The organism is Rhodopseudomonas palustris (assembly GCF_003226555.1).
Lineage (GTDB): Bacteria > Pseudomonadota > Alphaproteobacteria > Rhizobiales > Xanthobacteraceae > Rhodopseudomonas > Rhodopseudomonas palustris_I.
Window position 1 is genome coordinate 503,402 of record NZ_QKQS01000023.1, and the last position, 23,212, is coordinate 526,613.

Genomic DNA, 23,212 nt, shown 5'->3' on the forward strand with positions numbered 1-23,212 from the left:
AAATGTAAGAATCGCTCTCGCGCACCGCGATGGCGACCGCCAGCGCCCCGCGCGATGAAGAAAGGCATCTGCCGATGACCAAACCCGACCCGCACTCCGCAGCCCCGGATGTCACCCTGCGCAAGGATCTCCCCGAAGCTGCCAAGCGTGCGCTCGCTGAAGCCGAAGCCCGCCGCGTCGAAGCCGCCAAGTACGCCGAGGCACGCGCCAAGGAATTTCAGGGTCCGAAGGGTCCCGAACCGACCCGCTACGGCGACTGGGAAGTCAAAGGCATCGCGTCGGACTTCTGAGCGAATTGCCGCAACCTGCGGGTTATTCCGCAGCCCAGCACTGCGGTCGTTGTTGCGTGGTCTCCCGACTCGGCCCATTGCAAAAATATGCGCCCACACTCCAGAACGAACCGGGCACGGATCTCGCGGCTGCCGTGGCGCAGCCGGCTGGGGCCATGGGTGTTCGTGCTCGGGGTTGCGGCCGGCACGATGCTGCCGGCGCGGCATTGGCTGCACCTGCCTTGGCTGCAGCCGCCGGCCTCGCAGGGCATCGATAACGACAGCGAGACGGTGTGGCGGCGCGCCGGCAATCCGACCACCCGGCATCCGGTCGACGTGCTGTACACGATCGACGGCGACACCTTCGATGCAGCAGTGCATCTGTGGCCAGGGGCGGAGCTGCGCACGCGGGTCCGGCTGCGCGGCATCGATGCGCCGGAGCTGAAGGCGCAATGCGCTCGCGAATTGCGGATGGCCGAGGCTGCTGCCGGAGCTTTACGTCGGCTGCTCGCCGAGGGCGAGGTGGCGATCTACAATATCGGGCCCGACAAATATCAGGGCCGCGTCGTGGCGGATGTCGCCACCAAGCGCACCGCCAATGTGTCGAGCGCGCTGCTCGACGGCGGTTACGCCCGCGCCTATGGCGGCGGGCATCGCGACGGCTGGTGTGATGGCCGCTGAGATTCAGGCCACTGCGCCGAACTTGGGTTCGGCGGGAAGATCGCGAGCCGCATCGGCTTCAGCCGTCAGCGGCGCCAGCGACGGCGAAGTTTCGCAATCCTCTATCGACGGGACGAACGGCCCGTCATTATCCGCCACCGGCTTCGGCTTGTCGGCCCAATGCAGCGCCGTGTAGTCGAAGCCGTTGACGATGGTCGGCTTCACCACCTCGAAATACGGCGAGATGTCGAAATCGCGCGGCATGTACAGCGACGAATGCCGGATGTGCAGGATCTCGCGCCGCGCCGCCCGGCTGCCGGCCCTGGTGATCTTCGGCAGGATCGGATAGCGCACCGCCTCGAACGCCTGAGCGATCAGCGCCGAACAGATGATCTTGGTCGGATCGCCGGAGCCGAGCGCAATCATGCGCCGGCGCCAGCGCTGCGGCAACGGCATCGGAACTAGATAGCGCATCAGGTCGATGATGTTCTTGGTGTCGTAGCCGAAGCCGATCCGGTTGATGGCATAGCGACACACCGTATGACGGTCTTCGTAGGAAAGGCCTACCGGACGACACAACCTGGTATGATAGGCCAGATGCCGCGACAGCGGCGAAGAGCTTACCCCCTCGCCGATATTGGCCTCGACCAGGACATGCGGCTCGCCGTCAGGCTCGGTCACGCCATCGATCGGGCCTACATACAGCGCCGCGTGCGACCAGGTCGATTGCGTCAGATACTTGATGATGCCGGCGATCCGGCTGTTGCCCTCGACCAACAGAACGTCGCCGGGCTCCATGATGGGACGCAGATGGTCCGGATCGCTCGGGGTGAACGGCTCGTAGCCCGGCTCTTCCTTCTGCAAGTAGCCGGCGATCAACTTGCCGATGGTCTCGAGCACCACACCCATTGCTGCGCTCCTGCGGGATCATTGGTCCGTCATCGTCACATCGCATTCGTCGATGATCGTCGAGCAAAGCCGTTGCAGTTTAGTTCATCTGGTTGCTCGCAAGTTTACGTATCGTTCACCACGAACGGTTGCCGGGCGGGGGCGACTCCGGCAAGTTGGCCGTATCGGATGGCCGAGCGGGGCCGCCGAGCCGGGCGGCGGACGGCGCGAAACGCGACGGAGTTCAACACATTGGTCACAGTCGCAAGACGCCGTAGCGTCGCCCTTCCAGGGACTCGCCGCGCCGGCCGCCTGGGGCGGTGCCGGTGGCTTGTCCCCGCCGCCTCCAAGCTTTCGGAAACCATGCCATGACGATTTCGCGACGCAGCCTGCTCCAGGGCCTGCTCGGTGCCTCCGCCGGATTGGCGCTGCTGCCGGCGTTCGGCGGGCGGGCGATGGCGGCGTTGCCGCGTGAGGTCGAGATCGTGGTGGTCGGCGCCGGCGCCGCCGGAATCGCGGCGGCACGCCGGATCGCGGCCGCCGGACGCAAGGTGATCGTGGTCGAAGCGGCATCCGAAGTCGGCGGCCGCTGCGTGACCGATACCACCAGCTTTGCGGCGCCGTTCGACCGCGGCGCGCGCTGGCTGCACAACCCCGACAGCAACCCGCTGGTCCGGCTGGCGCGCAGCTCGGGTTTCGCGGTGACGCCGGTCGCACCCGGACAGAAGATCCGAGTCGGGCGGCGCAACGCCCGCTCCCGGGAGACCGAAGATTTCCTCGCCACCTTCGTCCGGGCCAGCCGCGCGATCAGCGAGGCGGCGCGCGGCAAAACCGACATGTCCTGCGCCGCGGCGCTGCCGAACGACCTCGGCGATTGGTCCGCAACGATCGACTACTTGCTCGGCCCGGCGGCGACCAGCAAGGATCTGCGCGCGCTATCGGCGATGGACACTGCGCGGACGCTGGGTCGCTCCGCGCTGATCGGCTGCCCGCAAGGCGTCGGCAGTCTGCTGACTCAGCTCGCATCCTCGCTGCCGGTTGCGCTGTCGACGACGGTGAAGCGGATCGTGTGGAGCGGCCGCGACCTCGCAGTCGAAACCGCGGCCGGCCGGATCGGCGCGCGCGCCATCATCGTCACCGCATCGACCAATGTGCTGACCTCCGGCAATCTGGCGTTCTCCCCCGAACTGCCGAAGCGGCAGCTCGACGCCGCGGCGCGGCTGAGCCTCGGCAGCGCCGACCGCATCGCGCTGCAGTTCAAGGGCAACCCGCTCGGGCTGTCGCGCGACGAAACCATTATCGAACGCGCCGACGACATCCGCACCGCGACGCTGGTGGGCAATATCGGCGGCACGTCGCTGTGCACCGTCGACGTCGCCGGCTCGTTCGGCCGCCAGCTCGCCGCGCAAGGCGAAGCCGCGATGCAGGATTTCGCGATCGAATGGCTCGGCAAGTTGTTCGGCAGCGACATCGCCAGCGCCGTCGAGCGCAAGGCCGCGACGCGCTGGAACGAGATGCCCTACATATTGGGCGCAATGTCGGCAGCGGAGCCCGGCGGCCAACCGTCGCGCAAAGTCTTGGGCGAACCGCTCGGCAATCTGTTCTTCGCCGGCGAAGCCACGCACGAAACGCTGTTCGGCACGGTGCAGGGCGCCTGGGAATCCGGCGAACAGGCTGCCGAGGCCGCGCTGAAGAAGATCGGCGCGATCAAGCAACCGACGCCGGAAAAGCCCGCACGCAAGCAGAGGCCGCGGCGCGAGCCGAGACGCCGGCGCGAACAGCGACCGCCCGCGGCCGCGAACTCGGCGCCGTCATGGTGGCGCTGAGCGGACTTTAGCCGCGCAAGCTGCCACCGGTCTTCTTGGCGACTTCCGCCACGATCTTGGCCGCGACCGCTTCGATCTCCTGATCGGTCATGGTCTTGTCGCGCGGCTGCAGCGTCACGGCGATCGCCACCGACTTCTTGTCGGGATCGATGCCCTTGCCTTCATAGACGTCGAACACGCTGACCGAGGTGATCAGCCTCTTGTCGACGCCCTGCGCGGCGCGGACGATGTCGGCGACAGCAACCTTGCGCTCGACGATGAAGGCGAAGTCGCGCGACACCGGGTGGAACGCGGAGAGCTCAAGCGCCGGCTTGGCGCGGGTCGGGCGCTGCTTCGGATCGGGGATCTTTTCCAGGATCACCTCGAACGCCACCAGCGGGCCGTCGGCGCCGAGCTGTTCGAGCACCCGCGGATGCAGCTCGCCGAAATAGCCGAGCACGTTCTGCGGCCCGATCTGGATCGCGCCGGAGCGGCCCGGATGCAGCCAGGCCGGCAGCTTGCCCGTCGCGACCTGCAGTCCCGCCATTGGCGCACCGGCCGCAGCCAGCACCGCGAACGCGTCGGCCTTGGCGTCGAGCGCCGTCGCCTGCGCCGAGCCGGACCAGTGCCGGCCGAGGCCCGCGGAGGACGCGACGCCGCGGCGGACGCCGCTCGCGGCCATGAACTGATCCTGCGGCCGGTCGCCCTTGAACACCTGCCCGACTTCGAACAGCGCCAGATCGGGCGAGCCGCGATCGGCGTTGGCCTGGGCGGCGGCGATCAGACCGGGCAGCAGGCTCGGCCGCATGTCGGACAGATCGGACGCGATCGGATTGGCGAGCGCCAGCGCGGGCTGGCCGCCGCCGAACGCTTCGGCGAACGGCTTGGAAATGAACGACCAGGTCACAGCCTCGGTCAGGCCGCGCGCCGCCAGCGCACGCTTGGCGCGGCGGGTACGCGTCTGGATCTGGGTCAGCACCGGCTTGCGCGGGTTGTCGCCACGCTCGAACGGCGTCAGCGGCACCTTGTCGACGCCGACGATCCGAACGATTTCCTCGACGATATCGGCTTTGCCGTGAACGTCGCTGCGCCACGACGGCACCGCGACCTTCACCACCGGGGCCTGACCAGCGACGGTGAAGCCGAGATGGTTGAGGATGCGGCGGATCTCGGTCAGCGACACTTCGATGCCGGCGAGCCGCTTCACCTCGGCGAGCGGGAAGTCGATGATCTTGTCGTCGGCGAACGGATTGCCGACCACCACCACGTCCGACGGCGTGCCGCCGCAGAACTCCATCACCAGCTTGGTGGCGAGCTCGAGCCCGGGCAGCATGAAGGCCGGATCGACGCCGCGCTCGAAGCGGTAGCGCGCATCGGTGTTGATGCCGAGCTTGCGGCCGGACTGGGCGATGTTGATCTCGTTCCACAGCGCCGATTCGATCAGCACGTCGGTGGTCTCAGCCGAACAGCCGGACAGCTCGCCGCCCATGATGCCTGCGAGCGACTCGACGCCGTGATCGTCGGCGATCACGCAGACCGACGAGTCCAGCGTGTAGGTCCGGCCGTCGAGCGCGAGCAGCGTCTCGCCGTCCTTGGCGTGGCGCACGACCAGATCGCCCTTCACCTTGGCGGCGTCGAACACGTGCAGCGGACGCGAACGGTCGAACGTCAGGTAGTTGGTGATGTCGACCAGCGCGTTGATCGGGCGCAGCCCGATCGCGGCCAGACGCTTCTGCAGCCATTCCGGCGACGGGCCGTTCTTGACGCCCTTCACCAGCCGCAGCGCGAAGCCGGGGCACAGCTTGCTGTCTTCGACGGTGACGCTGACCGGGCACGGGAATTCGCCCTTGATCGGCTTGATGCCCGGGTCTTTGAACTTGCCCATGTCGGCGGCGGCGAGATCGCGCGCGATGCCGTGCACGCCGGCGCAGTCCTGCCGGTTCGGCGTGAGATTAATGTCGAGCACCGGATCGCCGAGCCCGGCCCAGGCGGCATAAGCCGTCCCGACCGGCGCGTCCGCCGGCAGCTCGATGATGCCGTCGTGGTCCTCGGAGATTTCCAGCTCGGCCGCCGAACACAGCATGCCACGGCTTTCGACGCCGCGAATGTTGCCGATGCCGAGCGTGAAGTCCTTGGCCGGAATGTAAGTGCCGGGCGCCGCGAACACGGTGACGAGGCCGGCGCGCGCGTTCGGCGCGCCGCACACCACCTGCACCGGCGCAGCCCCGTCACCGACGTCGACGGTGCAGACCTGCAGCTTATCGGCGTTGGGGTGCTTGGCGGCGGTCAGCACCTTGGCGATGGTGAACGGCGCCAGCACCTTCGCCTTGTCCTCGATGCCCTCGACCTCGAGCCCGATCATGGTGAGCTTGTCGGCGAGCGCGTCCAGCGTCTCGTCGGTGTCGAGATGATCTTTCAGCCAGGAGAGGGTGAGTTTCATCGTTTGTTACTTCCGTCTGGCGCAGTGCGTGGATCGTTCTTTGTCGAGAGGCTCTGCCGCGCCTCGCCCTCACCCCAGCCCTCTCCCGCAAGCGGGAGAGGGAGCCGGCCGTGCCGAATGGAGAGGTTGCGGGCCATGTCGTTAGTCCGAATCGTCCGATGACGGGCGCTGCGTGCGTGTAGGCCGCTGCTTCACCCCTCGCTCGGCGCGCCCCCTCTCCCGCTTGCGGGAGAGGGTTGGGGTGAGGGCACTTGCCGCGAGCACATCTGCAATGCTCTGCAACACCCCTGCTCGATTAGTCATGACCTCATGATTGCTGAAGCGGATCACCCGAAACCCGCGGGCCTCGATCGCGGCTGTGCGCGCCGCGTCCGCGCGTTCTGCCTCGTCGGGAAAATGCTGACCGCCATCGAGTTCGACCACAAGCTTCTTCGCGTGGCAGGCGAAGTCGGCGATGAACGGCCCGATCGGCACCTGACGCTTGAACGAGAAGCCGTTGAGCTGCTTGTCGCGCAGCGCCGTCCACATCAGCCGTTCGGCGTCGGTGGATTTCTTGCGCAGCTCGCGCGCGTGGCGGCGCTGGCCCGGGGAGACGTTCCAGGTCGGTTTCGGCGTCGGCTGCTTCGGATCGTCCATCGCAAGCTCCGTGCCCGTGTCGCCCTCACCCCACCCCTCTCCCGCAAGCGGGAGAGGGAGCGCGCCGTGCGCAATGGCGAGGTCTTCAATCATCTCGACGACAAATCTTCTTAACTAACCGGCCGCATTTGAGCTGAGCTCCCGCAAACACAGCCTGCTCCCTCTCCCGCTTGCGGGAGAGGGCTGGGGTGAAGGCCCTGACGCCAAGCACGGCGCGCGCAACACTCACGAACTCAATCCCCCCGCCAGCGTCGGGATGTCGAGCGGCTTGAAGCCGTAGTGATTGAGCCAGCGGGCGTCGGCTTCGAACAATTGCCGCAGGTCGCTCATGCCGTATTTCAGCATCGCGATACGATCGATGCCCATGCCCCAGGCGAAGCCCTGATACTCGTCCGGATCGAGGCCGCAGGCGGTCAGCACGTTGGGGTGCACCATGCCGCAGCCGAGAATCTCCAGCCAGTCCTCGCCTTCGCCGAACCGGATCTCGTCCTTGCCGCGGCGGCACTGGATATCGACTTCCAGCGACGGCTCGGTGAACGGGAAGAACGACGGCCGGAACCGCATGTTGACGTTGTCGACCTCGAAGAACGCCTTGCAGAACTCGTGCAGGATCCACTTCAGGTGGCCGAGATGGCTGCCCTTGTCGATCACCAGCCCTTCGACCTGATGGAACATCGGCGTGTGGGTCTGGTCACTGTCACTGCGATAGGTCCGGCCGGGACAGATCACCCGGATCGGCGGTCGCTGCGACAGCATGGTCCGGACCTGCACCGGCGAGGTGTGGGTGCGGAGCAACAGGCGCGAGCCGTCTTCCTTCGGATTGAAGTAGAAGGTGTCGTGCATCTCGCGGGCCGGATGGCCCTCGGGGAAGTTCAGCTTGGTGAAATTGTAGTCGTCGGTCTCGATGTCCGGACCTTCGGCGATCGAGAACCCCATGTCGGCGAAGATCGCGGTGAGCTCGTCCCACACCTGGCTGAGCGGATGCAGCCGGCCCTGCTCGGCGAGCGGCTCGCGCATCGGCAGCGTGACGTCGATGGTTTCGGCGGCGAGCTTGGCGTCGAGCGCGGCGGCCTTCAGCACGTCGCGGCGGGCGGTCAGCGCCTCGGTCACCGCTTCCTTGGCGCGATTGATCGCGGCGCCTTCGGTCTTGCGCTGCTCCGGATCCATCTTGCCGAGGGTGGCGAGCAGCGCCGAGATCGAGCCCTTCTTGCCGAGCGCCCCGACACGGACCGCTTCCAGCGCGGCTTCATCGGCCGCCGCAGCGATGTCGGCGAGGATCTGGGATTGGAGGTCTTGAAGGTTCGACATGGCGAAGCCACTCCCCAATGTAGTCATGCCCGGGCGTGACCCGGGCATCCATCGCACTTGAAAGATGGATCGCCGGATCAAGTCCGGCGATGACGATCAACCCGGTAGCGGGCCTTTAGGCTGCGAGCGCAGCCTTGACCTTCTCGGCGATCGCCTGGAACGCCGCCGGCTCGTTGATCGCGAGGTCGGACAGCACTTTGCGGTCGACGACGATGCCGGACTTGGCGAGGCCGTTGATGAACACGCTGTAGGTCATGCCGAGCGGACGCACCGCGGCATTGAGGCGCTGGATCCACAGCGCGCGGAACGTCCGCTTCTTGCGCTTGCGATCCCGGAACGCGTACTGGCCGGCCTTGTCGACCGCAGCCTTGGCGGTGCGGATCGTGTTCTTGCGACGACCGCGATAGCCCTTGGCGAGCTTGTAGACCTTCTTATGCTTGGCGTGAGCCGTCACACCGCGTTTGACGCGAGCCATGACTGATCTCCTTCATCTGAATTTGGTTTGGACGGCCGCGCGGACGCGGCCCGATGATGAGGTTGCCGCGCGCAGGCGCGGCCAGAACGGTCAGGCGTTCGGCAAGAAGTACTTCTTGATGTTGTCGCCGTCGGTCTTGAAGATCACGCGGGTGCCGCGAAGCTGACGGATCTGCTTCTTGGTGCGCTTGATCATGCCGTGGCGCTTGCCGCGCTGGGCGGACACCACCTTGCCGGTGGCGGTGACTTTGAAGCGCTTTTTGGCGCCCGATTTGGTCTTCAACTTGGGCATTTGGCTCTCCTTTGCCACGCGCGAAAAGCGCCCCGGGGGCGCTCTGCGGCGGCGGACATGCTCGTTAGAGCGTTGAAATTGCACGACCATTCCCAAAATCGAGGCAGGTCGGCAGGGCCATCGCCACGGCAGCCCTTGATCAGCCGGGCGATGAAGGCTGCGCTTATGGCAGAGCGGAGGCCGGTTGGCAACGTATAAGGCGGAGGATCACTCCGCGCCGACACAGGCTGACCAACCGATCGACCAAGTGGCCGGCAAAGAAAAAGGCCCGTCAGATCGCTGGCGGGCCTTGTTCGTTCTGAAATCGAAACTCGGATCGGCGTCAGCGCGGCGCCAGCACCATCACGACCTGTCGGCCTTCGAAGCGGGCATCCTGCTCGACCTTGGCGATTTCAGCGACGTCGTTCTTCACCTTTTCGAGCAGCTTGGTGCCGATCTCCTGGTGAGCCATTTCGCGTCCCCGATAGCGCAAGGTGATCTTGACCTTGTCGCCTTCCTCGAAGAAGCGCTGCATCGCCTTCATCTTCACGTTGTAATCGTGGTCGTCGATCATCGGGCGGAGCTTGATCTCCTTGATCTCGACGATCTTCTGCTTTTTGCGCGCCTCGGCGGCCTTTTTCTGCGCCGAGTACTTGTATTTGCCGTAGTCCATGATCTTACAGACCGGCGGCGACGAGGTCGGCGCAATCTCGACCAGATCCATGCCTGCATCCATCGCCATTTTGATCGCGACGATGGTCTCGACCTTGCCCTGGTTCACACCGGTCTGGTCGATCAGCTGGATCTCGAAGTTGCGGATTTCATCGTTGGTGCGCGGCCCGTCCTTGGCTACGGGGGGCGGCGCTCTGTTGGGACGGCGAATGGGTTCTTCTCCACACTTGTGAACGTTGACGGCGAACGATGGATCGATGCACGACTGCTGCTGGTCGGATCCACGCGCTTCATATAGGGCGAAGCACGACCCGACGCAAAACCAACCGCGTCGATACCAGGGTCAATGCCCTTTTTGATCCGCGCGCAGTTTGGCGGAAGAACCGCCGAGCGGCAAGCAGACTTCCGCATAAACGCAGAATCAGACGCTCCGCCGCGCAGCTTCCGTCACGCTACGCCCTGAAGGCGCCCGGCATTGACGGCGCCTTGCCGCGTACTGCAAACCAACCCGGCAACGAGGTTGTTGATCCATGACAAAATCATCCGAACCGGCGCCGGGCTTCGTCATCGTCGGCGACGGCGCCACGGAGCGGCGAATCGCGGTCCGCCCCCGCCCCGGCGCCTCCCCCGGCCTGTTTTGGCTCGGCGGCTTCAATTCCGACATGACCGGCACCAAGGCGACCGCGCTCGACCAATGGGCCCAGGCCCGCGGCCGAGCCTGCGTCCGGTTCGATTATTCCGGCCATGGCGAATCCTCCGGCAGCTTCGCCGAGGGCACCATCGGCCGCTGGCTGGAAGAGAGCCTGGCGGTGTTCGACGCCCACTGCCGCGGTCCGCAGATCGTGGTCGGCTCGTCGATGGGCGGATGGATGGCGCTGCTGCTGGCTCGGGCGCTGCGCCGCCGCGGCGGCGAGTCGGGCGCAAGCTTGGCCGGACTGGTACTGATTGCACCGGCGCCGGATTTTACCGAAGCGTTGATGTGGAAGAGTTTTTCGCCCGAGATCCGCGCCGAGATCGAAACCAAGGGCGTCTGGCACCGCCCTTCGGAGTACGGGGAGCCCTACCCGATCACCAAGGCGCTGATCGAAGACGGCCGCAATCACCTCGTGCTCGGCGGCATGATCGAGCTCGGCTGCCCGGTGCGCATCCTGCAAGGCAAGCAGGACGAAGACGTGCCGTGGCGCCACGCCTTCGAACTGGCAGAGCGACTGCCGACTGACGACGTCGTCCTGACCATGATCCAGGACGGCGACCACCGCCTCAGCCGCCCGCAGGACATCGCCCGGATGCTGGCCGCGGTCGAGGAGATCAGCTGACGGCAGGGCCCGCCGGCGTCGCCCAGCCGCATCACAAATCGTCATCGCCCGCGCAGGCGGGCGAACCAGTATTCCAGAAAGATTGGTTCATCGGCGCCCTGGGATACTGGATCCCTCGCCTTCGCGAGGGATGACGTTTGGTCGGGATCAAACCTCCTCTTCAGCATCGCCCCCGCCCCACTCCGCGCGCACGCCCTGATCTGGCTCGCCGGCAAGATGCGGCGCTTTCAGTCCGGCGAACCGCTCCGGCGGCAGCAGCTGCGCCAGAGCCCACACCGCCGCGCCGCGGATCGTCGGGCTTGGATCGGCGAGTAGCCGCTCGGCCTCCGGCGCCGACCCGCGATCCCCCGAATTGCCGATCGCGATCAGCACGTTGCGGATGAATCGATCGCGGCCGATGCGCTTGACCGGCGATTTGGTGAACAGCGCCCGGAACGACGGGTCATCGAGGCCCACCAGTTCAGCGAGGGCCGGCGCGCGCAGGCCGTCGCGGGCGGCGAGCTTCGCCTCGCGCCCCGCCTGGGCGAACTTGTTCCACGGACATGCTGCAAGGCAGTCGTCGCAACCGTAGATCCGGTTGCCGAGGCGGCCGCGAAATTCGTGCGGGATCGGGCCTTTGTGCTCGATCGTCAGATACGAGATGCAACGCCGGGCATCGAGCTGGTAGGGAGTCGGAAACGCGGCTGTCGGGCAGGCATCGAGGCAAGCGCGGCACGAGCCGCAATGATCGCGCTCGGCCTCGTCACGCGGCAGATCGAGCGTGGTGAACACCGCACCCAGAAACATCCAGGAGCCGCGGCCGGCCGACACCAGATTGGTGTGCCGGCCCTGCCAACCGAGGCCTGCGGCCTGGGCCAGCGGCTTTTCCATCACCGCGGCGGTGTCGATGAACACCTTCACATCGCCGCCGGCGCTGGCGACCATCCCGCGAGCGAACTGCTTCAGCCTCGCCTTGATGACATCGTGATAATCGTCGCCCTGCGCGTAGACCGAAATCGCGCCGCGGTCTTTTCGCGCCAGCACGGCGCGGGGATCGGTGTCCGGCCCATAGTTGAAGCCGAGCATGATGACGCTTTTGACCTCGCTCCACATCACCCGGGGGTCGGAGCGGCGCTCGGGGCGGTCGGCGAGCCAAGCCATATCGCCGTGATAACCAGCGTCGAGGAACGCGCGTAGCCGCGCCGGGGCTTCAGGGATAGAGTCGGGAGCGCAGATTCCGAACGCATCGAAGCCGAGCGCGCCCGCCTGTTCGGCGAGCTGCGCCTTCAGGGCATCGCCAGCTCGGTGCGATGCCGGCTGCGCGGCAGCGGCGCTCAGAAATCCAAATCCACGTAGGTCCGCGACGCCGGCACCCCCGCCAGCCATTCGCTGAGCAGCGGACGGAACGAGGGGCGCGACTTGATGCGCGCGTACCACGCTTTTGCCGCCTCGTCCTCGATCCATGGCACGTCGCCCAGGTAATCGATCGCCGACAGATGCGCCGCGGCGGCGAGATCCGCATAGCTCATGCGATCGCCGGCGAGAAAGTTCCGGGTGCGCGCCAGCCAGCCGATATAAGCGAGATGATAGCGCACATTGGCGTTGGCGGCGCGGATCACGTCCATCGCCGGCGGGCCGCCGCCATCCTCCTCGCTCATGAAGCGCTTGTAGATGCGCTCGGTCATCAGCGGACCGGACGCCTCCTCGAAGAACTTATCGTTGAACCACGACAGCAGCCGCCGCACCTCGATGCGTTCGGCGGTGGACTGCGGCAGTAACCGGCGATCGCCAAGCTCGCTGCCGTGCACCTCGTCGAGAAACTCCACGATCACACCGGCCCCGGGGACCGGCGGCCGCCCTTCGGCGACCAGCACCGGCGTGGTTCCAGCAGGGTTCAGCGCCAGGAAAGCAGTTCGACGCTCCCAGGACCGTTCCTCCACCAGTCTGAGATCGAGACCGTGCTCGCCGAGCGCAAGGCGGATGAACCGCGACAGCGGGCAGAACGGATGGTGGAACAGGGTGTACATGCTGACCTAGATAGTTTCGAAGAGCTTAACAAACCGTGGCGGATCGCACCGAAAACAGCCCTTCGCGAGGCCGCCAAACTAGTCTCATGCGACGCGGACGCAAGGCATCGAAAGGCGCATTTTTGCCGTTGCGACCCCCGGGGGAATAGGCGACAAGGTCCGGCCTCGCGGGCCCCCAATCCCTTGCAGCGGACAGTTCCATGCTCACCGATATCATCAGAGCCGTCATTCTCGGCATCGTCGAGGGTGTCACCGAATTTTTGCCGGTGTCTTCGACCGGCCACCTGTTGCTGGCGGAACGGTTCTTCAACCTCGGCGAAGGCAATTTCTGGAAGAGCTTCGCGGTGCTGATCCAGCTCGGAGCGATCCTGGCGATTCTGGCGCTGTATTTCGTGAAATTGTGGCGAATCGCGCTCGGGATGTTCAGCGACCCGGCGGCTCGGCGTTTCGTCATCGGCGTGCTGGTGGCGTTCCTGCCGGCGGCGGTGATCGGCGCGGCGTTCGGCGGCTACATCAAGCACTTCTTATTTAACCCGTGGGTCGTGTGCTTTTCGCTGATCGTCGGCGGCGCAATCCTGCTGTGGGTCGATCAGCTCGACTTGAAGCCGCGCTATCACGACGCCACCGCATTCCCGCTGCTGACCTATTTCTACATCGGCTGCGCGCAATGCACCGCGATGATCCCGGGCGTATCGCGCTCCGGCGCCAGCATCGTGGCGGCGATGCTGCTCGGCACCGACAAGCGCTCGGCGGCCGAATTCTCGTTCTTCCTGGCGATTCCGACGATGCTGGGCGCGTTCGTGTACGATCTCTACAAGAACCGGGCCGACATGACCGCCGACAATATCACCATCGTGGCGATCGGCTTCGTGGTGTCGTTCATCACGGCGATCATCGTGGTGAAGACGTTCCTGAACTACGTCACCCGCCACGGCTTCGAGCTGTTCGCGTGGTGGCGCGTGATCGTCGGAACGCTCGGACTGATCGCCCTCGCGCTCGGGATGTAAGGAACTCGGAGCCGGAGCGCGGCGTCCCGACGGGACGCCGCTGATTGGTGTTACGCGGGCCTCCGCGCGAACTGTCCGGTCTTGCGGAACCGCCACAGATAAGACGGCACCACCGCCTCCAGCGAGTCGGGCTGAATGCCGAGTCCCTGCAGCGTCAGCCCCGCCGTCTTGGCGGCTTCCGACACCACGTTGTCGACCTCGAGCATCCGCACCTGATCCGGCGTCAGCTTGAAAGCGCCCGGCGCGAACTGCAGCAGCATCGCCTGCAGGCTGGCAAGGCCGAACGGCAGCGGCACCAGCAGCGGATTGCGATCGGTGGTCTGCAAAATGATGCGTATGATTTCGCGCATCGTCAGCACTTCCGGGCCACCGAGTTCGTAAATCGCACCCGGCTTGGCGAGACCGTCGACCGCATCGGCGACCGCGGTGGCGACGTCGCCGACATAGACCGGCTGCAACTTGGTGTCGGCCCCGACCAGCGGCAACACCGGCGACAGACGCGCCAGCCCGGCGAAGCGATTGGTGAACTGGTCTTCCGGACCGAACACCACCGAGGGGCGGAAGATGGTCGCCTGCGGCGCAGCGGCGAACACGGCCTGTTCGCCGGCGGCCTTGCTGCGGGCATAACGCGCCGGCGAATCCGGATCGGCGCCGATCGCCGAGACGTGCACCATCCGGGCTCCGGCGGACGCGGCGGCCTGCGCCACGTTGCCGGCACCGGTGCCCTGGACCGCATTGAATTTCTGCCGGCCGCCCTCGGCCAGGATCCCGACTAGGTTGATCGCCACATGGGCGCCGCGCATCGCTGCCGCGACCGATTCGGGATAGCGCAAATTCGCCTGCACGGCGTGGATCTGTCCGACGCGGCCGAGCGGCTGCAGATGCCCGGTCAGCTCCGGCCGGCGCACCGCGACCCGAATCCGGTAGTCGCGCCGCGCCAGCGCGCTGACGACGTGCCGGCCGAGGAAGCCGGAGCCACCGAAAACCGTGACGAGCGTGTCGATATTCGAAGTCATGCGGGCAGGTCCTGATCGCAGAGGAGCGTCTTTTGACGTCCGGGAATTCTCGGACATTCTGGCGGTTTCGCGTTACGCCATCAACCTTTCCCTGTACAGCGCAATTGGTCTGCGGAAGCCATTTGACTTTTCCGTAACGCCTCCCTATCAAGCGCCCCGGGCCCAGGTGGCGGAATTGGTAGACGCGCTGGTTTCAGGTACCAGTGGGTAACACCGTGGAGGTTCGAGTCCTCTCCTGGGCACCATTGCCCACGCCCTTCTCCTCACATCTCTCCTCACACCGACATCTGTCAAAGACATCGGTTCGAGAGCTCCATCGCAAGGTGGCTCCCCCTCGCGTCGCGCGGATCGGGGCGATAGGTTGGGCAGTCGATTCGGGGCGTTCGGCGCTCTTTATCCATGGCCCAAAGGTTTGCGACACATGACGATCCGCCTGCATCGCGGCGACCTGCCGGATCTTTCCCGCTATACGAATTCGGTGGCGATCGACACCGAGACGATGGGGCTGCATCCGCATCGCGACCGGCTTTGCGTGGTGCAGCTGTCGAACGGTGACGGCAGCGCCGACGTGGTTCAGATCCCGCAAGGCACAACCGACGCGCCGAACCTGAAGAAGCTGCTCGGCGATCCGGCCGTGGTGAAGATCTTCCACTTCGCCCGATTCGATCTAGCGGCGCTGTACAAGGCGTTCGGCGTGATGCCGCAGCCGGTCTACTGCACCAAGATCGCCTCGCGCCTGACCCGCACCTACACCGACCGCCACGGCCTGAAGGACCTGGTGCGCGAACTGCTCGGCGTCGATCTGTCGAAGCAGCAGCAATCCAGCGACTGGGGCGCCGACAGCTTGAGCGACGCGCAGCTCGCCTATGCGGCTTCCGACGTGCTGCATCTGCATGCGCTGCGCGACAAGCTCGACACCATGCTGGCGCGGGAGAATCGCACCGACCTGGCCGCGGCCTGCTTCAATTTCCTGCCGGTGCGCGCCCGGCTCGACCTCGACGGCTGGAGCGAAGAGGACATTTTCGCTCATTCGTGAACGGCTGAGCGGCGCAACCGGCGGTTCCGACGCCGGAGCCGCCGCCGGCGCCGCGTTTCGGTCATACTCCTCCGCCTGATGGGCCAGGGCCTGCCATGGCCCTCCCCTGCCGGGGTGATTAAGATAAACTTAAGGATGTGTTGCAGACTGGAGGCCGCGCCGCCAAGCGGCACTCCGGAGGACGGAGCGCATGGCTCCGTAACAAGCGCGAAACGAGCTCGGGAGCAGCGGTGACGGCGGTTCAGATGTCGTCCTATCAGGCCGGAATGGAAGCGCGCTTCGCGGCAGCGGCGCGCCATAGCCGCTTGGTGCGAACGCTGCGGATCGCGGTGCCGCTGGTGGTGGCGCTGTCGATGGCCGTGATCGTCGCGATCTCGGTGTTCAACCCGTTCCGCTATCTGTCGAAACTGCCGCTCGACGTCGGCGACCTGGTGGTCTCGGGCACCAAGATCACGATGGAAGCGCCGCATCTGGCCGGCTTCACCGACGACGGCCGCCCCTACGAGATGTGGGCCCGTACGGCGACCCAGGATCTCACCAGCCAGGATCACGTCGACCTGCATACGCTACGCGCCAAAGTGCTGTCGGAAGACCAGTCCACCGTGGTGATCGAAGCCCGCGAGGGTCAGTTCCAGACCAAAGCGCAGCTGTTGAAGCTGGACAAGGATGTCTATCTGCACAATTCGAGCGGCACCGAAGCCTGGATGACGCATGCGGATGTCGACATGGGCAAAGGCACCGTCACCTCGGATGCGCCGGTCGACGTCAAATGGGAGGGCGGCACGCTCCGTGGCCAGCGGATGCGCATCACCGAAAAAGGTGACCTGATCCGCTTCGAAGGTGGCGTGGTGATGAATCTCGACAATGCCTCGCTGGCAGAACCGCCCGCGGCGTCTGCCCCGCAACCTGCACCGCCCGCTGTCCCGGCCAAGCAACGGCCAGCGCCCCATTCCAGCCAGCGGGCTCCCGCGAGGTGACTTCGACAATGCCGATTGCCACCCTTCTCCGCCTGCGCCGCGGCCCGGTCGTGCTCGTTGGCGCCGCGCTGGTCGCCCTGTCCGCCCTCGGGGCCGGTCAGGCGGCGGCGCAAAGCGCCGTGCAGGGCGTGCCGAACGCGATGCAGGGCTTCTCGCAGAACCGCGACAAGCCGATCCAGATCGAATCCGACACCCTGGAAGTGCGCGACAAGAACAAGGAAGCGACCTTCACCGGCAACGTCAAAGTGGTGCAGGGCGACACCACCATGACGTCGCAGTCGCTGGTGGTGTTCTACGACCAGGATCAGGCGCCGGCGAAGGGCGCCAAGGGCAAGCCGATGCCGGCGGCCGCCCCCGGACCGGACGGCGCCTCCTCGATCCGGCGGCTGGAAGCCAAGGGCCACGTCGTGGTCACCCAGAAGGACCAGGTCGTCACCGGCGACAAGGCGGTGTTCGAGACCAAGACCAACCTGGTGACGATGACCGGCAATGTGGTGCTGACTCAGGCGCGCAACGTCGTGCGTGGCGATCGCCTGCTGGTCGACATGACCACCGGCGTGTCGCGGGTCGAATCCGACAGCGGCCGGGTGCAGGGCCTGTTTCAATCCTCCGGAGCGAGCGGAGGGAGCAGCGGTGGTCCGCTGCCACTCGTGCCGCAGAGCGGCTCGGGCAAGCCGAAGTGACCGGCCGGGATCGGCAGCAAGGAACCGGCAATGTTGAACAGGATGCTTCCGGCCTGTAACAGCGGCCAGACAGCGCGGCGCAAGCCGCCCTGCTTCGCCCAGGCAAGGCATGACACGAGCGATCCGTCCTGCGCTCCGGCGGCACGGCTGATCACAGGACGGGGTCGGTAACAACATGGTGGATCTTCGCGGCATGTTCCGTCGGCGCGGCCCGAAAACTCCCGGGCCCGCAGCCGCGCGGAACGACATCACCGGCTATGGCGCCGCTGTCGGCGATCTGTTGACCGTGCCGGTGCGCGATGCACCGCCGATCACGCGGAGCGACGCCTACGCCCCTCAGCAGCGACAGCCGGCCGCAGCCGCACCGCCGCGCCGAGTCGCTGCCCCCCAGGCCGCTGCTCCGCAGCCGGCCCCAGCATCCAGTTACCTAGCGGTCCATAGCATCGAGAAGAGTTTCGGCACCCGCAAGATCGTGCGCGGCGTCAGCATCTATGTCCGCCGCGGCGAGGCAGTCGGTCTGCTCGGCCCGAACGGCGCCGGCAAGACCACGGTGTTCTATATGATCACCGGACTGATCAAGGCCGATCGAGGCGCGATCGAACTCGACGGCCACAACGTGACCAAGCTGCCGATGTATCAGCGCGCGCGGCTGGGCATCGGCTACTTGCCGCAGGAAGCCTCGATCTTCCGCGGCCTCACCGTCGAGCAGAACATCCGCGCGGTGCTCGAAGCGGTCGAGCCCGACAGGCGCAAGCGCGAAGCCCAGCTCGACAATCTGCTGCAGGAATTCAACATCGAACGCTTGCGCAAATCGCCGTCGATCGCGCTGTCGGGCGGCGAGCGTCGCCGCGTCGAAATCGCCCGCGCGCTCGCCAGCCGACCGAACTACATGCTGCTCGACGAACCGTTCGCCGGCATCGACCCGATTGCGGTCGGCGATATTCAGGACCTAGTGCGGCATCTGACCAATCGCGGCATCGGCGTGCTGATTACCGACCATAACGTCCGCGAAACGCTCGGCCTCACCGACCGCGCCTACATCGTCTATGCGGGCGAGATCCTGACCGAAGGCACGCCTGAAGACATCGTCAACGATCCGGACGTGCGCCGGCTTTACCTGGGCGAAGAATTCCGGCTGTGAACGCGGTTGCGATTTAGAGCCGACAGGTCCATGATTACCGGGTCCGGTCTGATCCTGAGGCGCGATCAGAACTACTAAAATACCGGAATGGATTTTCTGCCCGCAGGGCCGCCGCCTCTACTCCAAATTTCCCATCCGTCAAGACGTGTACATCCGCCCAGGAAAGGCGTAAGCAAGAAACGGACCAATTACCGTTTCCTGGCCACCATGGCGCTATCGCAACGTCTCGAATTCCGCCAGACTCAGTCTCTGGTGATGACCCCGCAACTGATGCAGGCGATCAAGCTGCTTCAGTTGTCGAATCTCGACCTCGCGGCCTTCGTCGAGGACGAGATCGAGAAGAACCCGTTGCTCGATCGCGCCGGAGACAATGCGGAACCGCCGGTCGCCGGTGAAGCCGCGCCGGAAGGCGCCGAGGGTGGTGGCGAATTCGGCGCAAGCGGCGGCGGCGACTTCGGCAATGATGGGACGCCCGATTTCGTCGATCCGGCCGGTACCGGCGCGTTCGAGCCGGGCGCCGAAGACTGGATGCACCGCGACCTCGGCAGCCGCAGCGATATCGAGCAGACGCTCGATACCGGCATGGAAAACGTTTTCCCCGAGGAGCCCGCCGAAGCTGCGGCCCGCGCCGCGCAAGACAGCGCGCCGGCCTCCTACACCGAATGGGGCGGCGGTGCGTCGTCGGACGAAGGCTACAATCTCGAAGCCTTCGTGGCGGCCGAATCGTCGCTGGCCGATCATCTCGCCGAACAACTCGCCGTGGCGGTGACGACGCCCTCGCAGCGCCTGATCGGACAGTACCTGATCGATCTGGTCGACGACGCCGGTTACCTGCCGGCTGATCTCGGCGATGCCGCCGAACGGCTTGGTGCCAGCCAGCCGGAAGTCGAGGCGGTGGTGCAGGTGCTGCAGACCTTCGACCCGCCCGGCATCTGCGCGCGCAACTTGAGTGAATGCCTCGCCATCCAGTTGCGCGAGCGCGACCGTTACGACCCGGCCATGCAGGCGCTGGTCGAACATCTGGATCTGCTCGCCAAGCGTGATGTCGCGAGCTTGCGCAAGATCTGCGGCGTCGACGACGAAGACCTCGTCGACATGATCGGCGAGATCCGTCACCTCGACCCGAAGCCGGGCCTGAGGTTCGGATCGTCGCGGGTGCAGACGATCGTGCCCGACGTGTTCGTCCGCCCCGGCCCCGACGGCGGCTGGCTGGTCGAGCTCAACAGCGACACGCTGCCGAAGGTGCTGGTCAACCAGTCGTATTATTCCGAGCTGTCGAAGACCATCCGCAAGGACGGTGACAAATCGTACTTCTCCGACTGCCTGCAGAACGCCACCTGGCTGGTACGCGCACTCGATCAACGCGCCCGGACCATCCTCAAGGTCGCGACCGAAATCGTGCGCCAGCAGGACGGCTTCTTCACCCACGGCGTCAAGCATCTGCGGCCGCTCAATCTGAAAGCCGTGGCCGACGCGATCCAGATGCACGAATCGACCGTGTCGCGCGTCACCGCCAACAAATACATGGCAACCAACCGCGGTACCTTCGAGCTTAAGTATTTCTTCACCGCATCGATCGCTTCCGCCGACGGTGGCGAAGCGCATTCGGCCGAAGCGGTGCGGCACCAGATCCGCCAATTGATCGACAATGAAGATCCGTCAGCAATCCTGTCGGATGATACGATCGTCGAACGGCTTCGTGAGGCCGGCATCGACATTGCGCGCCGCACCGTCGCGAAATATCGCGAGGCGATGCGCATACCTTCTTCAGTGCAGCGCCGCCGCGACAAGCAGAACATGCTCGGCACGTCGGCGGCCGCAGCGAGCCGGTCCCGCGACACAGCCCCAGCTTGATTGCGCCACCCTGCTCTGACTAGAGTCGTCTCCCCAACTGTGAATCGAGGCACTGCCATGACCATCCGGATATCCGGCAAGAGCATCAGCATCGGCGAAGCGCTGCGCGGTCGCGTGAGCGAACGCACCGAAGAGGTGCTGCGCAAATATTTCGATGGCAATTATTCGGGGCACTTCACGCTCAGCAAAGACGGCTTCGGCTTCCGCACCGATTGTGCGCTGCACCTCGATTCCGGCATCACTCTCGAGGCGGAGTCCAATGCAGCCGACGCGTATGTGAGCGCCGATCAGGCGCTGGCGCAGATCGAGAAACGTCTGCGCCGCTACAAGAGCCGCCTGAAGGATCGCTCGGCGCGCAAGGCTCATGCCGAAGCGAATGCCCTGGCCGAGCTCGGCACGCCGATGGACGTCCCCAGCTACGTCATCGAGGCGCCCGGCGACGAAGAGCATCAAGAAGACGCCTACAACCCGGTGATCATCGCCGAGGCGACCACTGCGATGAAGCGGCTGTCGGTGAGCGAGGCCGTGGTCGAGCTCGACCTCACGGGTGCACCGGTGGTGGTGTTCCTGCATGGCAGCTCGGGCCGCGTGAACATCATCTATCGCCGCGCCGACGGCAACATCGGCTGGATCGATCCGCCGGTGCTGAACGGCGCTGCGAACTGATGCGCCAAAACGCCTCGCGGGACGACCACGATGGGAAACTCCGCGAGGCATTGACGCCCGAGCAACGCTCTGCCTATGGTCCGCCGCTTTTCGGCGGACCGCCGGTGCATTTTACGACAGCCGGCAGAACTGCTAGACTTAAGTTAGGATGATGAATTCAGAAGCGTTTTGACCGCGATGGGGAAATCGCGCGGCGCTTCCCGGATCGAACGCTTGACGCAACCCACCGCCGTCCTATTTCACCCCGGACCGCACCAACACCCCCGGAACGCCTGATGACGATTACGGATCTTGTCGCGCCCGAGGCCGTCATCCCGGCGCTGAAGGTGATCAGCAAGAAGCAGGCGCTGCAGGAACTCGCGGCGCGCGCCAGTGAACTGACAGGCCAGAACGAGCGCACGATCTTCGAGGTGCTGCTGCAGCGCGAGAAGCTCGGCACCACGGCGGTCGGCTACGGCGTGGCGATTCCGCACGGCAAGCTGCCGAAGCTGGAAAAACTGTTCGGTCTGTTCGCACGGCTGGAACGGCCGATCGATTTCGAAGCGATGGACGGCCAGCCGGTGGATCTGGTCTTCTTGCTGCTCGCGCCGGAAGGCGCAGGCGCCGACCATCTCAAGGCGCTGGCGCGGATTGCCCGGCTGTTGCGCGACCAGGACGTCGCCAAGAAGCTGCGTGCCTCGCGCGACTCCCAGGCGATCTACTCGGTGCTCGCGCTGCCCCCCGCGACCGCGGCGTAACGCCGCGAGCTCGACTGCGCGGGATGGCTCGACCTCCCGAACATGCTCGTCGAGCGCGTTTTGCCCAAGAATCGCTCGCAATCAATCGCTCGCAATCGGCCGTTTCCGATCCGGGCATCGAATCACCAGCGACCGCTTCCGATCGCAACCAACCATCGACGCCGGCCCAACACTCGGTCCGGCGACGGCACGATGTTCGGCTCTTCGCGCAGGACCTCGTAGCCCAAAGATAGTGCAGGCTTCGCCTATTTTCTGACGCCCCGACATCCAAGTAATAGGGCGCTTGGAGACAAGCCGCTTCCCGGCGGCAGCTCTTACGCTTCTTCGCGGTTCGCACATGGCCTCCGCCATGACGATGTCGAAGGAGCGATCGAATGATTTCAATCCCTGTCCCCGCATTCCGCAAACTAACGAGCGCAGCACTGCTCGGCGCGGTCGTCATGGCCGGCGCCGCCGCGCCGATCACCGTGCACGCCGCCCCGGCCGCTTGCGTCGCCCTCCAGGAGAAATATCCCGACTGGAAAGGCAAGACGCTGGTCAATGCCATCAACCCGCACACGCCGGGCTACGAGTCGATCGACCCAAAGGATCCGACAAAATATGTCGGCTACGATATCGATCTCGGCGAGGCGATTGGTGACTGCCTCGGCTTCAAGCTGACCTACAAGGCCGTGACCTTTGCGGCGCTGCTGACCACGCTGTCGAGCGGCCAGGCCGACATCGTCATTTCCGACATCTACGCCACCAAGGAGCGCGCCAAGGCGGCCGACTTCATCACCTACTCCAAGGTGTTCGACGGCGTGCTAGTCGCCAAGGGTAACCCGAAGAAGATCACCGGCATCAACACCTCGCTGTGCGGCGCCGCTGCGGCCGAAAACACCGGCTATGTCGAAGTGCCGCTGATCCAGGCGATTGCGCCGGAGTGCAAGAAGGAAGGCAAGCCGGAGCCGACGATTCAGCTCTACGACAACAACGCCAACTGCATCCAGGCGATCCTCGCCGGCCGCGCCGACACCTACATCAACGACGTCAACACCGTCGACAACGCGGTGAAGGCCTATCCGGACAAGCTGGAGAAGGCGATCGCGGTGACGATCCCCTATCAGGTCGGCATCGCCGTTCCGAAGGACAAGCCGAAGTTTCGCGATGCGGTGAAAGAGGCGCTGACCGAGATCTACAAATCCGGCGATCAGCTCGCGCTCTTGAAGAAGTGGAAGCTCGATCCCGAAAACCTGATCGAGCCCGGCCTGCTGATGGTCAAGTAACAGCCGTCACTCCGTAGGGTGGGCAAAAGGCGCTCTTGCGCCGTGCCCACCACTCGGCGCCACGAAACATCGTGGGCATGGCGCT

The 23,212-nt window shown here is 65.5% G+C and carries 23 protein-coding genes and 1 tRNA gene; 14 read left to right on the top strand and 10 right to left on the bottom strand.

Translation table 11 applies throughout. The features are described from left to right. Window positions 1-74: 74 nt before the first annotated feature. Window positions 75-290 (top strand): DUF1674 domain-containing protein, encoded by a 216-nt coding sequence (locus tag DNX69_RS14860; RefSeq protein ID WP_110787636.1) that lies wholly within the window; start codon window positions 75-77, stop codon window positions 288-290. A gap of 87 nt (window positions 291-377) precedes the next feature. Continuing rightward, a complete protein-coding gene (locus DNX69_RS14865; protein WP_110786737.1) occupies window positions 378-950 on the top strand; it encodes a thermonuclease family protein in 573 nt (190 codons plus the stop codon). A gap of 3 nt (window positions 951-953) precedes the next feature. On the opposite strand, the gene DNX69_RS14870 is transcribed toward DNX69_RS14865, so the two are convergent. Then, a complete protein-coding gene (locus DNX69_RS14870) occupies window positions 954-1,838 on the bottom strand; it encodes a YiiX/YebB-like N1pC/P60 family cysteine hydrolase (protein WP_110786738.1) in 885 nt (294 codons plus the stop codon). A 347-nt stretch (window positions 1,839-2,185) separates the two neighbouring features. Between DNX69_RS14870 and DNX69_RS14875 the strand changes: the two genes are divergently transcribed. Continuing rightward, complete coding sequence (locus DNX69_RS14875) at window positions 2,186-3,643, top strand: flavin monoamine oxidase family protein (protein WP_110786739.1); 1,458 nt, start codon at window positions 2,186-2,188, stop codon at window positions 3,641-3,643. A gap of 7 nt (window positions 3,644-3,650) precedes the next feature. Here DNX69_RS14875 and pheT read toward each other — a convergent pair whose 3' ends face one another. The 6 genes from pheT to infC all read right to left on the bottom strand — a co-directional run bounded on the left by pheT (window position 3,651) and on the right by infC (window position 9,634). Continuing rightward, the gene (gene pheT, locus DNX69_RS14880) at window positions 3,651-6,062 is read right to left on the bottom strand and encodes a phenylalanine--tRNA ligase subunit beta (protein ID WP_110786740.1); all 2,412 of its coding nucleotides are present in this window, start codon (window positions 6,060-6,062) and stop codon (window positions 3,651-3,653) included. 141 nt (window positions 6,063-6,203) lie between these two features. Further along, window positions 6,204-6,698: an endonuclease domain-containing protein gene (locus DNX69_RS14885; protein WP_110787637.1), complete on the bottom strand. Its 495-nt coding sequence runs from the start codon at window positions 6,696-6,698 to the stop codon at window positions 6,204-6,206. A 225-nt stretch (window positions 6,699-6,923) separates the two neighbouring features. Continuing rightward, complete coding sequence (pheS, locus tag DNX69_RS14890; RefSeq protein WP_110786741.1) at window positions 6,924-8,006, bottom strand: phenylalanine--tRNA ligase subunit alpha; 1,083 nt, start codon at window positions 8,004-8,006, stop codon at window positions 6,924-6,926. A 115-nt stretch (window positions 8,007-8,121) separates the two neighbouring features. Continuing rightward, window positions 8,122-8,481, bottom strand: a complete 360-nt coding sequence (rplT, locus tag DNX69_RS14895) for a 50S ribosomal protein L20 (protein WP_110786742.1) — start codon at window positions 8,479-8,481, stop codon at window positions 8,122-8,124. A gap of 90 nt (window positions 8,482-8,571) precedes the next feature. Continuing rightward, a complete protein-coding gene (rpmI, locus tag DNX69_RS14900; RefSeq protein WP_013499886.1) occupies window positions 8,572-8,772 on the bottom strand; it encodes a 50S ribosomal protein L35 in 201 nt (66 codons plus the stop codon). A gap of 322 nt (window positions 8,773-9,094) precedes the next feature. Further along, a complete protein-coding gene (gene infC, locus DNX69_RS14905; protein WP_110786743.1) occupies window positions 9,095-9,634 on the bottom strand; it encodes a translation initiation factor IF-3 in 540 nt (179 codons plus the stop codon). 319 nt (window positions 9,635-9,953) lie between these two features. Here infC and DNX69_RS14910 point away from each other — a divergent pair, with 319 nt between their 5' ends. Continuing rightward, entirely contained in the window at window positions 9,954-10,739 is a 786-nt protein-coding gene (locus DNX69_RS14910) for an alpha/beta hydrolase (protein WP_110786744.1), read from the top strand. A 147-nt stretch (window positions 10,740-10,886) separates the two neighbouring features. On the opposite strand, the gene queG is transcribed toward DNX69_RS14910, so the two are convergent. Both queG and DNX69_RS14920 read right to left on the bottom strand, forming a co-directional pair. Then, the gene (gene queG / locus DNX69_RS14915) at window positions 10,887-12,104 is read right to left on the bottom strand and encodes a tRNA epoxyqueuosine(34) reductase QueG (protein WP_110786745.1); all 1,218 of its coding nucleotides are present in this window, start codon (window positions 12,102-12,104) and stop codon (window positions 10,887-10,889) included. After that, the gene (locus DNX69_RS14920; protein ID WP_110786746.1) at window positions 12,053-12,745 is read right to left on the bottom strand and encodes a glutathione S-transferase family protein; all 693 of its coding nucleotides are present in this window, start codon (window positions 12,743-12,745) and stop codon (window positions 12,053-12,055) included. Before DNX69_RS14920 ends, queG begins: the two co-directional genes overlap by 52 nt. 200 nt (window positions 12,746-12,945) lie before the next feature. On the opposite strand from DNX69_RS14920, the gene DNX69_RS14925 reads away from it, so the two are divergent. After that, window positions 12,946-13,752 (top strand): undecaprenyl-diphosphate phosphatase, encoded by an 807-nt coding sequence (locus DNX69_RS14925; protein ID WP_110786747.1) that lies wholly within the window; start codon window positions 12,946-12,948, stop codon window positions 13,750-13,752. Between the two features lie 50 nt (window positions 13,753-13,802). On the opposite strand, the gene DNX69_RS14930 is transcribed toward DNX69_RS14925, so the two are convergent. Then, window positions 13,803-14,768 carry a complex I NDUFA9 subunit family protein gene (locus DNX69_RS14930; protein ID WP_110786748.1) on the bottom strand — a complete coding sequence of 322 codons (966 nt, stop codon included), beginning with the start codon at window positions 14,766-14,768 and terminating at the stop codon, window positions 13,803-13,805. 160 nt (window positions 14,769-14,928) lie between these two features. Here DNX69_RS14930 and DNX69_RS14935 point away from each other — a divergent pair. The 9 genes from DNX69_RS14935 to DNX69_RS14975 all read left to right on the top strand — a co-directional run bounded on the left by DNX69_RS14935 (window position 14,929) and on the right by DNX69_RS14975 (window position 23,127). Next, a tRNA-Leu gene (locus DNX69_RS14935) sits at window positions 14,929-15,013 on the top strand. A gap of 176 nt (window positions 15,014-15,189) precedes the next feature. Next, window positions 15,190-15,804 carry a ribonuclease D gene (locus DNX69_RS14940; RefSeq protein ID WP_110786749.1) on the top strand — a complete coding sequence of 205 codons (615 nt, stop codon included), beginning with the start codon at window positions 15,190-15,192 and terminating at the stop codon, window positions 15,802-15,804. Window positions 15,805-16,034: 230 nt separating this feature from the next. Further along, the gene (lptC, locus tag DNX69_RS14945; protein ID WP_110786750.1) at window positions 16,035-16,781 is read left to right on the top strand and encodes an LPS export ABC transporter periplasmic protein LptC; all 747 of its coding nucleotides are present in this window, start codon (window positions 16,035-16,037) and stop codon (window positions 16,779-16,781) included. An 8-nt stretch (window positions 16,782-16,789) separates the two neighbouring features. Then, the gene (locus DNX69_RS14950) at window positions 16,790-17,464 is read left to right on the top strand and encodes an LptA/OstA family protein (RefSeq protein WP_110786751.1); all 675 of its coding nucleotides are present in this window, start codon (window positions 16,790-16,792) and stop codon (window positions 17,462-17,464) included. A gap of 175 nt (window positions 17,465-17,639) precedes the next feature. Continuing rightward, window positions 17,640-18,605 (top strand): LPS export ABC transporter ATP-binding protein, encoded by a 966-nt coding sequence (gene lptB / locus DNX69_RS14955; protein WP_110786752.1) that lies wholly within the window; start codon window positions 17,640-17,642, stop codon window positions 18,603-18,605. A gap of 207 nt (window positions 18,606-18,812) precedes the next feature. Then, complete coding sequence (gene rpoN, locus DNX69_RS14960) at window positions 18,813-20,459, top strand: RNA polymerase factor sigma-54 (RefSeq protein ID WP_110786753.1); 1,647 nt, start codon at window positions 18,813-18,815, stop codon at window positions 20,457-20,459. Between the two features lie 57 nt (window positions 20,460-20,516). Then, window positions 20,517-21,125, top strand: a complete 609-nt coding sequence (hpf, locus tag DNX69_RS14965) for a ribosome hibernation-promoting factor, HPF/YfiA family (RefSeq protein ID WP_110786754.1) — start codon at window positions 20,517-20,519, stop codon at window positions 21,123-21,125. Between the two features lie 275 nt (window positions 21,126-21,400). Beyond that, a complete protein-coding gene (gene ptsN, locus DNX69_RS14970) occupies window positions 21,401-21,862 on the top strand; it encodes a PTS IIA-like nitrogen regulatory protein PtsN (protein ID WP_013499900.1) in 462 nt (153 codons plus the stop codon). A 374-nt stretch (window positions 21,863-22,236) separates the two neighbouring features. Then, a complete protein-coding gene (locus tag DNX69_RS14975; protein WP_110786755.1) occupies window positions 22,237-23,127 on the top strand; it encodes an ABC transporter substrate-binding protein in 891 nt (296 codons plus the stop codon). Window positions 23,128-23,212: the final 85 nt, after the last annotated feature.

What these genes read in the sequence shown, in the direction of transcription:
- DNX69_RS14930 (WP_110786748.1), bottom strand. Translation starts at nt 14,768, where the DNA reads ATGACTTCGAATATCGACACGCTCGTCACGGTTTTCGGTGGCTCCGGC.
- DNX69_RS14920 (WP_110786746.1), bottom strand. Translation starts at nt 12,745, where the DNA reads ATGTACACCCTGTTCCACCATCCGTTCTGCCCGCTGTCGCGGTTCATC.
- DNX69_RS14950 (WP_110786751.1), top strand. Translation starts at nt 16,790, where the DNA reads ATGCCGATTGCCACCCTTCTCCGCCTGCGCCGCGGCCCGGTCGTGCTC.
- DNX69_RS14870 (WP_110786738.1), bottom strand. Translation starts at nt 1,838, where the DNA reads ATGGGTGTGGTGCTCGAGACCATCGGCAAGTTGATCGCCGGCTACTTG.
- lptB (WP_110786752.1), top strand. Translation starts at nt 17,640, where the DNA reads ATGGTGGATCTTCGCGGCATGTTCCGTCGGCGCGGCCCGAAAACTCCC.
- rpmI (WP_013499886.1), bottom strand. Translation starts at nt 8,772, where the DNA reads ATGCCCAAGTTGAAGACCAAATCGGGCGCCAAAAAGCGCTTCAAAGTC.
- pheS (WP_110786741.1), bottom strand. Translation starts at nt 8,006, where the DNA reads ATGTCGAACCTTCAAGACCTCCAATCCCAGATCCTCGCCGACATCGCT.
- pheT (WP_110786740.1), bottom strand. Translation starts at nt 6,062, where the DNA reads ATGAAACTCACCCTCTCCTGGCTGAAAGATCATCTCGACACCGACGAG.
- DNX69_RS14875 (WP_110786739.1), top strand. Translation starts at nt 2,186, where the DNA reads ATGACGATTTCGCGACGCAGCCTGCTCCAGGGCCTGCTCGGTGCCTCC.
- DNX69_RS14910 (WP_110786744.1), top strand. Translation starts at nt 9,954, where the DNA reads ATGACAAAATCATCCGAACCGGCGCCGGGCTTCGTCATCGTCGGCGAC.
- rplT (WP_110786742.1), bottom strand. Translation starts at nt 8,481, where the DNA reads ATGGCTCGCGTCAAACGCGGTGTGACGGCTCACGCCAAGCATAAGAAG.
- ptsN (WP_013499900.1), top strand. Translation starts at nt 21,401, where the DNA reads ATGACGATTACGGATCTTGTCGCGCCCGAGGCCGTCATCCCGGCGCTG.
- DNX69_RS14885 (WP_110787637.1), bottom strand. Translation starts at nt 6,698, where the DNA reads ATGGACGATCCGAAGCAGCCGACGCCGAAACCGACCTGGAACGTCTCC.
- queG (WP_110786745.1), bottom strand. Translation starts at nt 12,104, where the DNA reads ATGGCTGGCGGGGGTGCCGGCGTCGCGGACCTACGTGGATTTGGATTT.
- DNX69_RS14865 (WP_110786737.1), top strand. Translation starts at nt 378, where the DNA reads ATGCGCCCACACTCCAGAACGAACCGGGCACGGATCTCGCGGCTGCCG.
- rpoN (WP_110786753.1), top strand. Translation starts at nt 18,813, where the DNA reads ATGGCGCTATCGCAACGTCTCGAATTCCGCCAGACTCAGTCTCTGGTG.
- DNX69_RS14940 (WP_110786749.1), top strand. Translation starts at nt 15,190, where the DNA reads ATGACGATCCGCCTGCATCGCGGCGACCTGCCGGATCTTTCCCGCTAT.
- DNX69_RS14860 (WP_110787636.1), top strand. Translation starts at nt 75, where the DNA reads ATGACCAAACCCGACCCGCACTCCGCAGCCCCGGATGTCACCCTGCGC.
- DNX69_RS14925 (WP_110786747.1), top strand. Translation starts at nt 12,946, where the DNA reads ATGCTCACCGATATCATCAGAGCCGTCATTCTCGGCATCGTCGAGGGT.
- DNX69_RS14975 (WP_110786755.1), top strand. Translation starts at nt 22,237, where the DNA reads ATGATTTCAATCCCTGTCCCCGCATTCCGCAAACTAACGAGCGCAGCA.
- hpf (WP_110786754.1), top strand. Translation starts at nt 20,517, where the DNA reads ATGACCATCCGGATATCCGGCAAGAGCATCAGCATCGGCGAAGCGCTG.